Annotated in this window: 10 protein-coding genes and 1 pseudogene; 6 read left to right on the top strand and 5 right to left on the bottom strand. The window is 34.2% G+C overall.

What is annotated here, in order from left to right; genetic code table 11:
- Nucleotides 1–28: 28 nt before the first annotated feature.
- The gene (locus F6K27_RS07025; protein WP_287274246.1) at nt 29–613 is read right to left on the bottom strand and encodes a PadR family transcriptional regulator; all 585 of its coding nucleotides are present in this window, start codon (nt 611–613) and stop codon (nt 29–31) included.
- Nucleotides 614–1,068: 455 nt separating this feature from the next.
- Between F6K27_RS07025 and ftsH the strand changes: the two genes are divergently transcribed.
- Entirely contained in the window at nt 1,069–3,060 is a 1,992-nt protein-coding gene (gene ftsH / locus F6K27_RS07020) for an ATP-dependent zinc metalloprotease FtsH (protein ID WP_287274248.1), read from the top strand.
- Nucleotides 3,061–3,490: 430 nt separating this feature from the next.
- On the opposite strand, the gene F6K27_RS07015 is transcribed toward ftsH, so the two are convergent.
- Nucleotides 3,491–4,153 carry a M23 family metallopeptidase gene (locus tag F6K27_RS07015; RefSeq protein ID WP_124144661.1) on the bottom strand — a complete coding sequence of 221 codons (663 nt, stop codon included), beginning with the start codon at nt 4,151–4,153 and terminating at the stop codon, nt 3,491–3,493.
- A 589-nt stretch (nt 4,154–4,742) separates the two neighbouring features.
- A pseudogene (locus tag F6K27_RS33560) lies at nt 4,743–5,071 on the bottom strand (sensor histidine kinase).
- Nucleotides 5,072–6,699: 1,628 nt separating this feature from the next.
- On the opposite strand from F6K27_RS33560, the gene F6K27_RS07005 reads away from it, so the two are divergent.
- From F6K27_RS07005 to F6K27_RS06990, 4 genes are all read left to right on the top strand, one after another.
- Nucleotides 6,700–7,083, top strand: a complete 384-nt coding sequence (locus F6K27_RS07005; protein ID WP_124144670.1) for a hypothetical protein — start codon at nt 6,700–6,702, stop codon at nt 7,081–7,083.
- Between the two features lie 286 nt (nt 7,084–7,369).
- Nucleotides 7,370–8,029 (top strand): deoxyribonuclease V, encoded by a 660-nt coding sequence (nfi, locus tag F6K27_RS07000; RefSeq protein ID WP_287274269.1) that lies wholly within the window; start codon nt 7,370–7,372, stop codon nt 8,027–8,029.
- A gap of 520 nt (nt 8,030–8,549) precedes the next feature.
- A complete protein-coding gene (locus F6K27_RS06995; RefSeq protein ID WP_287274250.1) occupies nt 8,550–9,695 on the top strand; it encodes a glycosyltransferase in 1,146 nt (381 codons plus the stop codon).
- A gap of 85 nt (nt 9,696–9,780) precedes the next feature.
- A complete protein-coding gene (locus F6K27_RS06990; RefSeq protein ID WP_287274252.1) occupies nt 9,781–10,341 on the top strand; it encodes a Uma2 family endonuclease in 561 nt (186 codons plus the stop codon).
- A gap of 202 nt (nt 10,342–10,543) precedes the next feature.
- Here the strand turns inward: F6K27_RS06990 and F6K27_RS06985 are convergent, their stop codons facing one another.
- Both F6K27_RS06985 and F6K27_RS06980 read right to left on the bottom strand, forming a co-directional pair.
- Nucleotides 10,544–11,182 carry a methyltransferase domain-containing protein gene (locus tag F6K27_RS06985; RefSeq protein ID WP_287274254.1) on the bottom strand — a complete coding sequence of 213 codons (639 nt, stop codon included), beginning with the start codon at nt 11,180–11,182 and terminating at the stop codon, nt 10,544–10,546.
- A gap of 569 nt (nt 11,183–11,751) precedes the next feature.
- Complete coding sequence (locus F6K27_RS06980) at nt 11,752–11,874, bottom strand: hypothetical protein (RefSeq protein WP_287274256.1); 123 nt, start codon at nt 11,872–11,874, stop codon at nt 11,752–11,754.
- A 150-nt stretch (nt 11,875–12,024) separates the two neighbouring features.
- Here F6K27_RS06980 and F6K27_RS06975 point away from each other — a divergent pair, with 150 nt between their 5' ends.
- Nucleotides 12,025–12,957 (top strand): Rpn family recombination-promoting nuclease/putative transposase, encoded by a 933-nt coding sequence (locus tag F6K27_RS06975; RefSeq protein ID WP_287274257.1) that lies wholly within the window; start codon nt 12,025–12,027, stop codon nt 12,955–12,957.
- Nucleotides 12,958–13,147: the final 190 nt, after the last annotated feature.

The raw sequence follows: 13,147 nt of genomic DNA, 5'->3' as shown, positions 1-13,147 counted from the left end.
ATTTAACCTTTATTTTTTGTGATTTTGACTAAATTTCTGCAGTTAATATAGAGTTAAAATTATGTTTTTTTGCTTGATTAGAATCAAAATTTATCAGTTCTAATTCTTTGACTAATTCTTCTCTGAGCCATTGCATTTCTGAATTAAGCATTGATTTTGCTCGATTCCAAGCCGAAAATTGATAGGGGTCTCGTTGTATATTTTCAGATTGTTGACTATCTAAATATTCTTGACGTAGTTGACAAACTATTAAACGATGTTCGATCAGTTTTACTCGTTCTATGGGTTCTAAATCACTGAAAAAGAAAAATTTAATCAGAAATCTAGAGCGACCTTTTACCCAACTTTCTTTGAGATTTTCTAGCATTTTTTCACGCCAGCGATCGCGCCCTTTTTCTGTTATTTGATAGATTTTACGACTACACCCGGCTTCCCCTGGTTCTTCTGTAACTACGAAAATATAACCCCGCTCTTCTAATCGTTTCAGCAATGGATATATAGCACCATAGTTAATGCTAATACAGCTACTCATAAATAATTCTAGCTGTTGCTTTAAACGATAGCCGTGCAGAGGCTTCTTTTGCAGTAAACCGAGGGCAGATAACTCAAGCATTTATATCAGTCTGATATATTTGTTCATTTTTTAATTATATTTCAATTTATTTCATCTGACGAAATAAAAATTAAAAAATCTTCAACTTATATTCTATAGCCCTGGGAGTTGGGTTGGGGGGTAAGTTTGGATAAGTTCAGTAGAACGGAAACTTACTTGTTTTATTTCTCAAAATAATTGGGTCGCGCAACCCCGCCTGGAAATGGCGATCGGAATGCTACAACCTTTACCTGTCAATGCTTTCAGATTTAATCAGCAAGCCCTAATTACCAAAAATGTAATTTGGCTTGTGTTAATTACTTAATAATTGAAGTGCTACTTAAGTTCAGCATTAATGCATGGTAATTGGTATCAGATATGAATCAAACTACCACTACTGCAAAGATAATGAAATACGCTATTGATATAGATATGTACCCTTAATCTAGATAAAAGGCCACGACTCAAGAATACTAATGAAAAATTTCTGGAAACAAATAAAAACAGATGGGCCGAATAAAATTAACAACCATCACCCATCACCGTGGAATCCTAAAGCTAATACCCAAAATACCAAAACTATTATTTTTCAAAAATATAAAAAACTTATATGGAGAATTTTGGCGACTGGGATAATTGCTCAAGGTGCCTTACTCGGAACTCCAGCTTTTGCTAATAAAAGTAATACTCAAAACTCTCTGAGCTACACTCAGCTGCTCGAGAAAATTAAAGCTGGTGAAGTTACAGAAATAGATGCTTATCCCTCTCAAGGAATTGCTAAAGTTAGCCTGAAAGGGCAAAAAAGTAATGAATCTATGTATACCGTCAATTTATTTGAGTATAACCCAGAGTTACTGGACCGAGTTCGCGCTCAAAAAATTGACTTTGAACTGAAGCGCTCTCCCGACAATAGCGCTGCTATGGGCATTATATTCAATATCCTCATTGTCTTTGTAGTTATCATTGTACTACTCAGTATTCTGCGTCGTTCTAGTCAGTCACAGGGAAATGCTTTAAACTTTGGCAAGTCCAGGGCACGTTTTCAAATGGAGGCCAAAACAGGAGTATTATTCGATGATGTGGCAGGTATCGAAGAAGCAAAAGAAGAACTTCAGGAAGTAGTCAGTTTCCTCAAAAAGCCAGAAAAATTTACAGCTATTGGGGCGAAAATTCCGAAAGGAGTACTTTTGGTAGGACCTCCGGGAACAGGTAAAACTCTATTAGCAAAGGCGATCGCTGGAGAAGCAGGAGTTCCATTTTTCAGTATCTCTGGCTCAGAATTTGTGGAAATGTTCGTGGGTGTGGGAGCTTCTCGCGTACGAGACCTATTTCGTAAAGCCAAAGAAAATGCTCCTTGCATCATATTTATAGATGAAATAGATGCGGTGGGTAGACAACGAGGAGCTGGTATTGGTGGGGGTAATGATGAAAGGGAACAAACCCTGAACCAGTTACTGACAGAGATGGATGGGTTTGAAGGCAATACAGGCATCATTATTATCGCTGCAACTAACCGTCCTGATGTCCTGGATGCTGCATTATTACGTCCTGGTCGGTTTGATAGACAAGTAACTGTAGACTTGCCTGCTTATAATGGACGCTTGGGAATTTTGGAAGTCCATGCTCGGAATAAAAAACTAACTCCAGAGATTTCCTTGGAGGCGATCGCTCGACGGACACCAGGTTTTTCAGGAGCAGACTTAGCCAATATGCTGAACGAAGCAGCTATTCTGACTGCTAGAAGACGTAAGGAAGCAATTACACCTTCGGAAGTTGATGATGCTATTGACCGAGTGACCATCGGTTTGAGTTTAACTCCATTATTGGATAGTAAGAAAAAACGGTTAATTGCTTACCATGAAGTCGGACACGCTTTGTTAATGACTTTGCTCAAAAATGCCGACCCTCTGAATAAGGTGACTATTATTCCTCGTTCTGGGGGAGTGGGTGGTTTTGCTCAACCAATTATGGATGAAGCAATGGTAGACAGTGGATTATATACCCGTTCTTGGTTAATAGACAGAATTACAATTTCTTTAGGTGGGCGTGCTGCAGAGGAAGAGATTTTTGGCCCTGCGGAGGTAACGGTGGGAGCTGCTAACGATATTAGGAGTGTGGCTAATTTGACCCGTGAAATGGTAACTCGTTATGGAATGTCAGATCTAGGGCCAGTTGCTTTGGAGAATCCTAGTGAGGAAGTATTTTTGGGTCGAGGTTGGCAGTCACAGTCAGAATATTCTGAGGAAGTTGCGACTAAAATTGACCATCAAGTTCGAGCAATAGCTGTTCATTGTCATGAGGAAGCTCGCCGAATCATTAGAGAAAATCGTGTGGTGATGGACAGGTTGGTAGACCTTTTAATAGAAAAGGAAACTATTGAGGGTGAAGAGTTCCGGAGAATTGTTTCGGAATACACAACATTACCTGAGAAACAGAAACTTTCTATTGGTTTAGAAAAGAAAAGTTGAAGTTTAATCTATAGCAGGGAATAGGGAATAGGGAATAGGGAACAGGCAACAGTGGGGAAATATTTCCCTGTCTCCGGTTTATTATCAGGATAACTCCTAACCAACCGATTCTTTGCTATAGGTTTTGAGTGGTAGATGTTGAATATCGAGATTTGAAGTTGTCAATGAACTCCTGCCTTTTTTTCCTTTTTAACTAGGGCTTGCTGATTAAATCTCAAAGCATTGACTGATATTGGTTATAGCATTTTTTTATCTAAAAAAGTGTCAGCTTTTCAGTGGCAAGAGCTGCAAAAAGCTAGTATTTTGGGACGATTATGGGAGAAAAATCATTCTGACAATTCTTACCCCTACCTCCTCGCTCCCGATCCATTTCTCCTGTCTCCTGTCTCCTGTCTCCTGTCTCCTACCCCCATAATTATTAATTGTTGAACTATCTACCTTGTAAACCTGATAGACTCCTAGTTTGTTGAGCATACATCTCTCGTAAAATTAAACCAGGGTCTACCCAACGACCCCCATATTTCAAACCCCAATGAAGATGGGGGCCACTGGTTCGACCAGTCATTCCCACTCTCGCTATTCGAGTCCCGGCGGGTAAGACTTGACCTTGAAGTAGCATAATTCCACCACCACGATCCACTAAATAACGACGCCCACCATGAGTTTCTACGCCTCCTTGAACATGGCAGTAAACGTGTTCCCAATAGCCTGACTTAATTACAATGCCAGTCCCACATCGCCTATCTTCCCAAACTTCTACAACTTTGCCTGCCCACCAATTTCGGATATAGCTTCCTTGGGGTGCTGCTAGGTCTAACCCATAATGAAATCCCCCACCCCTAGGGCCAAAGGGAGATGTATATCCTTGAAAGTTTTCGACTGGGAAGGAAGCATTTTGCCAGTTATTGACGTAGGCTATTTGTTGATTATTAATTGTGGGTTCTTGAGCTGTGACTAATTCTTGTTTGAGTCCTGTGGTGGTGAAGCCAACTCCGATGATTCCTAGTAATAGTAAAATTTTTTTTGATTTATTAAAATACTGCTTTATAGGATTAGATACCAAAGGCAAACCAAGAGGGATTGGATTTGACATGGTTTTTATTCACTCCTCAATTTCTTGTGACCATGGATGATTTGATACATCTGAAGATTCTGAGGAATTTTATCATCAATTTAACTATGTTGCCATTAGTAAATAGCATTGTTAGCTATAGGCAAATCTATATAGCTTGTCTCCAGAAATTTCGAGATTAACGCTAGATATAGAGAACAAAAACTATAGTGCTATATATATGTAGTGTTTGAATGGATAAAATCGAAAATCCTCACTCATTTTTATTCATTTGGCTCAAATAGAATTAGTCTATGGGCAAATCTATGAGCTTGTCTCCAGAAATTATGAGATTAACGCTAGATATAGAGAACAAAAACTATAGTGCTATATATATGTAGTGTTTGAATGGATAAAATCGAAAATCCTCACTCATTTTCGCTGAGTAAATTTAGAGGTATAAGCAATTTACTACCTAATCATTTTCAGTAGTTTCTATCAAAAGAGTAATTACGCTATTGATATATTAGTCTCAGGAAAGGTGAAGAGCATATCAAAAGCTGTAAACTCAGACAAAACAAGATTTTCCTTTCTTCCTTCTTCCCTCTTCCCTCTTCCTTCTCAAAAAATGTCAAGTTGGTATTTCAATCACAAATTCCGCTCCTTTTTCAGGAGAAGAAATACATTTTATTCTCCCTTCATGTTGTTCAACAATAACTTGATAACTGATTGATAGTCCTAAACCTTTGCCTTGACTGACTGGTTTAGTTGTAAAAAAGGGGTCGAGATTTTAGAGCAATTTTCCTCTGTTATACCTAAGCCATTATCAGAAATATAAATCCCGAGCCAATCATTTTCTAATTTTTCTGTTCTGATAGAAATTTTTGGTTGTTCTACTCCATATTTATTCTGATAGAATTTTATTTCTAGTGCATGAATGGCATTATTAATAATATTCATTATTGCTTGCTTTAATGCGTTAGTAAAACAGTTAACTAGAGGCAGCTCGCCATAATATTGAATGACTTGAATCCTTACCAATGGATTTTGTAAACGGGGTTGAATAATTAGTAATATACTGTCAATAATTACATGAATATCTACAGATATTACTTTTGCTGTATCTAAGCTGGAGAAAACTTGCAATGATTTAACAATTTTACTAATACGGTTTGCCCCTCCTCTCATTCTACCTAATAACTTGGATAAGTTTTCCTCAATATAATCCAATTCAATTTCTTTAATTTTGTCTATAACTTCATCAGGTAAATTTGAAGAATTTCTATGCAAAATATGAGCTAAATTTAATAAATCTTTCGTATAGTCATCAATGTGATTTAAGTTACCCAAAATAAAGGTTACAGGATTATTAATCTCATGAGCAACTCCGGCAAGCATTTCTCCTAAACTAGACATTTTTTCCGCATGAATGAGTTGAGCTTGAGTTTTTTTAAACTTTTCCAGAGTTTCTTGTAAGTAAATATTTTGCTTTTTTAAAGCTTTTTCCACTAATTTACGCTCAATTTCAGCCACAGAGCGAGCAGCAAATATTTTTAATATAGATTTTTTTTGTTCATAATTGTGTTTTAAAGGTTTAGTATCTAAGCCAGCAATATAACCGATATTTTTTCCATGACTATCTACAATATAAATCCCTAAATAACTTTCAGCTTGCAAAGTTAATAAATCTCGATATTCTGGGAATAGTTGTTGAATTGAATGGTGATAAATTTGTAGACCTGTTTCATAAATGGTACTACAAGGAGTTCCTTCTATATAATATTTAAAATTAGGTATAAACCTGTCTCCTGACCAAAAAGCTAATACCCTAATTTGTGGTCGAGTACTGTCTATAAATTCTCCAATAAATCCATATTTTATTTGCAAAACTTGAGCCAGGTATTGAACACAAGCCTGAAAAAATTATTCGCCGATGACCAAAAAGCTAATACCCTAATTTGTGGTCGAGTACTGTCTATAAATTCTCCAATAAATCCATATTTTATTTGCAAAACTTGAGCCAGGTATTGAACACAAGCCTGAAAAAATTATTCGCCGATTTTTAGATGCAATTCCTGCAACAATGAATTTGAAATTATATTCCGATTCAAAATCATAATTTGTCATTACATTATTATATAATTCTAGATATTATTTATATATATTTGCCTTGTTCATAAATCATCCTTCGGCTATTTATTCAAGTTCACTCAGTATTAGTTCTGAGATATTTAGTAATCATGTTTTATTCAATCGTTGTTTTCTTAAGTATCTTTCATATCAGATATAATCCAGAGCTACACTTTACCTGTCTAGTTATTTTTTCATTGCTCGATTGAGCAGTCTTAAAGCTGATAACTTTTAGATATAAACTATTATTCTGTTTCTTTAACAATTATATTAACTTGTTCTAGATATAATCCTAATTTAAGTGATTTTTCCGACCGAGTAACAATAGATAATACCAATTATCTAATTTCATGTTTATGTTTAATTGAATACTTAAAATATAATCATTCCTGAAATTTGTTATAATTCAGGGATTTAATATTTTGCCTAATAAATAAAATATAAGATTTTAAAAAATGATACTTGAAGAAATTTTTCCCTTTAGATTGGCCATAGATGCCACAGCGATCGCAGGTGCATCTCTCTGGTCTTTGGCCTTATATTGGGGTTTTTCTCCTCTGAGTGAGTGGGTGACGTTACAACTTAACCGTTGGTTTAATTTTGCAGAAAGAGCATTGTATACATCTGAGAAAGAATTTGAAAAGACGCGCAAAGCAAGAGAATCTCAGAATGCTTTTTATGCTTCTATTTTTAGTATTGTGCCTTTTTTAATTGTAGGAAGTTTGTGCAATTGGGGTGTAGAAATTGGTTTAGATAAAAGTTGGTCAATTAGTATTGGGATAATTGTTTGTGTAATCTGTGGTGTTTATGAATTGGGAAGAAGAGATAGTAAATCTTCTTAAATAAGACTTCTTGCAGAAGTCAGGCAATAGGGAATAGGGAATGGGGAATAGGGAGATGAAATTGTTGATTTCATATATTGAATTAATTTAATTAAAACTTTTGCAAGAAGTCTATAGTAGTTAAGTAGAGCAGGCTAAAAAAAAGACGTTGCATTTTTAATCAAAAAACTCTTAAAGGCAATGAATATAAACTTTTGAGCTAATTGACAATTTGATACATAGTGCTCAAAAATTACCATGTTCTACTTATTATTTTAATTAGCTGAATTGCTAAAGACTAAATATGATGAAAATAGACCAAAAGTTTCCTTTTCCTACTGATGTAGAAACAGCGATCGCTCTGCAACAACAACTCCGCCATCAAGTAATAACTGAAGACCAATTTGGAACTATTAAATATGTAGCTGGTATTGATGTTGGTTATAGTGATTCAGATAAGATTACTCAAGCAGCAGTAGCAGTGTTAAGTTTTCCACAATTAGAATTATTAGAACAGTCTATAGTTAAACGTTCTACTTCTTTTTCTTATGTTCCTGGATTATTATCTTTTCGAGAGATACCTGCTATTTTAGATGCTTTAGAAAAGCTAAATATTACTCCTGAATTATTGCTTTGTGATGGTCAAGGATTAATTCATCCCCGTCGATTTGGTATAGCTTGTCATTTAGGAGTTTTAGTTAATATTCCTAGTATTGGTGTAGCTAAATCTCACTATATTGGTCAACATAATTCTGTTGGTTTAGAAAGGGGTAATTGGCAACCAATAATAGATGAAGAAGAAGTTATTGGTGCAGTTGTGAGAACTCGTACTGGAGTTAAACCAATTTATGTTTCAACAGGTCATAGAATTAGCTTAACAACTGCCATAAGTTATGTGTTGAAATGTACTACTAAATATCGGTTGCCTGAAACAACTCGTTGGGCAGATAAATTAGCTTCATTTTAGGAAGGAAGAAGGAATAAGGAATAAGGAATAAGGAATAAGGAATAAGGAATAAGGAATAAGGAAGAAGGAATAAGGAAGAAGGAATAAGGAAGAAGGAAGAAGGAATAAGGAAGAAGGAAGAAGAAAATAACAAAAAAAATTGTACAGTAAATTCTAGATTAATGTTGTATAGTTAACGGGATAAATATTTTTTTCTTGTTCTGTATCCTGCTCCTTATCTTACCGAATAATTAAGGTTTAAAGCCTCTCCTTTAAAGGAGAAATAAGAAAGAATTTTCCTTTTAGTCAATCCTCTTCTTTTCAAGGACAAGGAGAGGTAATACTAAATCCGGTTATGAAAAGCTAATTTGTCCAAATCATTCTAACCCTTCTGCCTTCTGCCTTACCTTCACAATAATCTCCCTTCGCGCACCGGATTTAGTATAATAATTAATAATTAATTATTAATTGTTAATTGTTAAACTGCTCCCTACTCCCTATTCCTACAATTGTTCAATCCTTAAATACTTAAAAATCTACTGTGGAAGTAAAATATGCTCTTGTTCACGAATGGTTAACACCCAAAGCAACTGGTGGTTCAGAATTGGTTGTTAAGGAAATTCTCCAGCATATTAATGCTGATTTATATGCTTTAATTGATTTTGAGTCAAGCAATCCTGAAAGTTATCTTTATCAACGAAAAATTGGCAAAACATTTTTACAAAATTTGCCTTTAGCTCGTAACGGAGTACAAAAATATTTACCTCTATTACCAATAGCAATTGAACAATTAGACCTACGAGAATATGATGTAATTTTATCTTCTTCTCATGCAGTTGCTAAAGCAGTTATTACCACACCCTATCAACTGCATATTTGTTATTGTCATACCCCAATGCGTTATGCTTGGGATTTAACTTTTGACTATCTAAATAGTAGTAAATTAGGTAAAGGTATCCCTGGAATTTTGACCAGATATCTTTTACATAGACTCAGAGAATGGGATGTAATTTCTGCTAACCGAGTAGATTATTTTATTGCTAATTCTCAACATACTGCTAGAAGAATATGGCGTTGTTATCGACGCGAAGCAGAAGTAATTTATCCACCAGTAAATGTGGAAAAGTTTCCTTTTAAATCTCAGAAACAAGATTTTTATGTGACAGTTTGTAGGTTGGTTAGTTATAAAAAAATATCTTTAATTGTCAAAGCTTTTAATCAGTTAGGGCGAGAATTAATAGTTATTGGTGGTGGTGAAGAATTAAATAAATTACGTCATCTTGCTAAATCTAATGTGAAAATTATGGGTTGGCAACCTGAAGAAGTAGTTACTCAATATATGTCAGAAGCAAAAGGTTTTATTTATGCTGCTTGTGAAGATTTTGGGATGGCTTTAGTAGAGGCACAAGCTTGCGGTACGCCAGTTATTGCTTATGGGGTTGGTGGAGCAACAGAAACAGTTTTAGATATGAGAAAATATCCAGATTCAGCAACAGGTTTATTGTTTCCCGAACAAACAGAAAAAGCTTTGGTTGAGGCGGTGGAAAAATTAGAAAATTCTCATGAATATTTTCAGCCAGAAATTATCAGAAAGCACGCCTATAGATTTGCACCGGAAGTGTTTCAAAATAGTTACTTAAATTTTGTGGAAAAGTGTTATTCAGAATTTAAAAATGCTGGCATTTAAAATCTGGTTATTACAGAGAAATAGTATCATAAGTATGACTTATGTTTTTTAAGCTACAATAGAAGAAAATTGATAACAATTTACTATGAGAACTGTTTTAGATTTAAAACCATTAATTACATTAACAAAAGAAGATTTTTATCAACTTTGTCAAGTTAATCCGGACGTACCATTAGAACTTAGTCGTAATGGAGAATTGATTATTATGTCGCCTGTAGGTGGAGAAAGTGGTAATCAAGAAGCTAATTTAATTGCTGATGTTATTATTTGGAATAGAAAAACTCAGTTAGGATTTGTATTTAGCTCCTCAACAATATTTAATTTACCTAATGGTGGTAGTCGCTCCCCTGATGTCTCATGGGTAAGACGAGAAAAATGGGAATCTCTAACTCCTAATGAAAGGAAAAAGTTTCCAACTATTTGCCCTGATTTTGTGATTGAATTACGCTCTTCTAGCGATAGATTAAAACCTCTACAAGAAAAAATGAAAGAATATTTAGATTGTGGTTTGAGATTAGGATGGTTAATTAATCCTCAAGATAAAACTGCAGAAATTTATCGTCCTCAAAAACCTGTGGAAATATTAACTTTACCTATATCTTTATCTGGAGAAGATGTTTTACCTGAATTTAATTTATTCATCTAAGCATTCAGCGGTCAGCTATCAGCTATTAGCTAGTCATTTCAGTTATCAGTTATCAGTTATAAGTACCTCTGTAATAAGGAGGCTTGAAATACGGAATTATCTTTTTTTTATACCTTTAAAAGGGGAGGCACATACCCACAATTTATCGGTAAGATTTTATTAAAACAAAATCTTGTAAATTTATTAGTTTTTGATGAAAAAGTTACAGATTTGGTTTGAGATAAAACCATTTCATAATTGTTGGGCGTCCTTCTGATAATAGTCGTCTGCGATCGAGTAATCCGTAATCTTGTAATTCCTCATAACAGTAAGAACAATTTGCTTTGATAACATGGCTTATACTTTCAATAACAGTGATCGAATGAGTATCAGAAAAGCATTTTCGCAATGTAGAGGAAATACTAGGATCAATAAAATCATGTATTTCAATTAATAAATCACAGTTCGCGAAGAAGGAAACATCTTGTTGCGTAAATAGTTGTTTTTCATAGCCCTCACAATCACTAATAATCAGAGCTTTTTTTGTAAATGGAATACTTTTAAGGGTATTTATATCACAGAAAGATCCAGTAATTACTCTATCAGCTACATTGTTAATTTGAGCCATTTGTCTACATAAATCTATTGCTTGACTCTTTATATCATATGCAAAGACTCTAGCAGTAGGTATTCGCATTGCTAAACCAACTGCATAATATCCTTCTGCACATCCTATATCAACTATTTCACTATAATTCGTGTTACATATTTTGCCTATAATCTGATGAAGTTCTGATTCATATGAACCTACAATTTTAGGGATTAAAGCACTACCAACTGATTTCTGGTCAGGATATTTCATCCCTTTAAAAGGACCGTGTTTAACGATTAAATCAGGAGATATTGATAAAACTTCATCTTTATGATTAACAACCTGTTTACAGTTTGGTTCTTGTAAAATAATCCTTTCAGACTTAATAAATTCCGAAGCCCTAACTACAGTATTATAAAGTATTCTCCAACCAATATCATTTTGGAGAATTTTGGAAACAATATTTTTTCAAAAATATTTCATAATTTAATCTTTTATGACATAGTGATTTGAACTTTAACTACTTTAGCATAAATTAAATTGGTCTAATGCTAATGCTAGAGAAGCTGTTACCAAGTGCCAACTCCAATTTCACAATTTTTAGTCATTTTTTAAACTGTTTTGATAACGTACTTCCCGCACAATTTTGCAAATTTCTTCTGTTATTAATTGATTAGACATCTCCAAAAATCAAAAATCAAATCAATTCTTATCCATAAATTATCAATTATTTCTTTCTGTTGCCTGTTGCCTCTTTTCTGGAGATGTCTATTAGGATCGGGGTTAGTTGCTTCAACTCGTCGCTCCCATTCATTCCAGTCAAAACCTTTTTTAATCTTCTAAAAAACTAAGCTATCTTCTGTAATTGTATAGCGATCGCCTGGAGTAAGTTGGCTTTGAATTTCCGCAGGAATTTTTAACTGTCTGTCTGGGGTAACATGAACTATAATTTCTGGTTTCATAGATACTTTTAGTTGTTGATTTTATAATAATTATTGTGTCTCAAAAACTATTATTATTGTCAAATATGACAAGGAATTTTGTACCTCACGCTTTTTGGAAATTGCTATAATATTTTTAATAATTCAAATGTTCTTAAGGGAAAAATCACTATGGATTTTGTTAGTCCCAAGGTTGATTATGCTTTTAAAAAAATATTTGGTTCCGAGGAAAGCACAGAAATTTTAATCAGTTTCCTAAATGCCATAATTTATAATGGAGAAAAAACAATTGAGTCTTTAAGGATTATTAACCCCTTTAATCAGGGTCAAGTAATCAGTTTAAAGGATACCTATTTAGATATAAAAGCTGTTTTATTTGATGGTTCGGTTGTAGTTATTGAAATGCAAGTAGCATCGATGACTGGTTTTAGTAAGCGAGTCATGTACAATTTAATTAAAGGTTATGGCAACCAGTTAAAAACAGGAGATGATTATCTTCTACTACGTCCAGCAATAGCGGTAACAATTACAGATTTTATTTTCTTTAAAGACAAAAAAGTAGTAGATGTAATTAATTCTTTTGTGTTTAAACATGAAGATAAAAACTGGAAATATCCCGATGTAGAATTGCGGCTAATATTTGTGGAGTTACCGAAGTTTAAAAAAACTTTGGCCGAGTTAGAAACTTTGACAGAGAAGTGGATTTTCTTTCTTAAAGAAGCTGCTCGCTTAGATTATATTCCAGAGAATTTGGGAGTAGTTGCAGAAATTGAACAAGCTTTAAACATTGCTAATAAAATTAATATGACACCAGAAGAGTTAGAAATGGTTGAGCGTCGGGCCATAGCATTGCAGGATCAAAGAGGACAAATAGCTTATGCAGAACAAGAAGGAGAAGCTAGGGGAAAAGTCGAAGGACGTCTATCTGAAGCGATCGCTTTTGTTATGCGTTTACTGAAAAAAAGATTTAAAGATATTCCCACTTCAATAAATAATCAAATTGAAGATTTAGCTGTTGAAGAGTTAGAAAGTTTAGGAGAAGATTTGTTAGATTTCAACAGTCTAGAAGATTTGGAGAGTTGGTTAAATTCTCGCAACCCCTGAAAAGTTAAAAGTCAAAAGTCAAAAGTTAAAAGTAAGATTTGATAGGTTCAAAACTTTCAAATCAAAAGTCAAATTGATTAAAAAGATGGCATACTCCTCAAGAGTCATCTTAAGATGACTTAAACTATTAGCCAAGGATTGAAATCCTTAGCGAGCTTGGCGAGCCATATCATCCACTTTACAATAATAG

This window comes from Okeania sp. SIO2F5 (assembly GCF_010692685.1).
Lineage (GTDB): Bacteria > Cyanobacteriota > Cyanobacteriia > Cyanobacteriales > Microcoleaceae > Okeania > Okeania hirsuta.
This window is presented reverse-complemented; position numbering and strand designations above follow the sequence as displayed.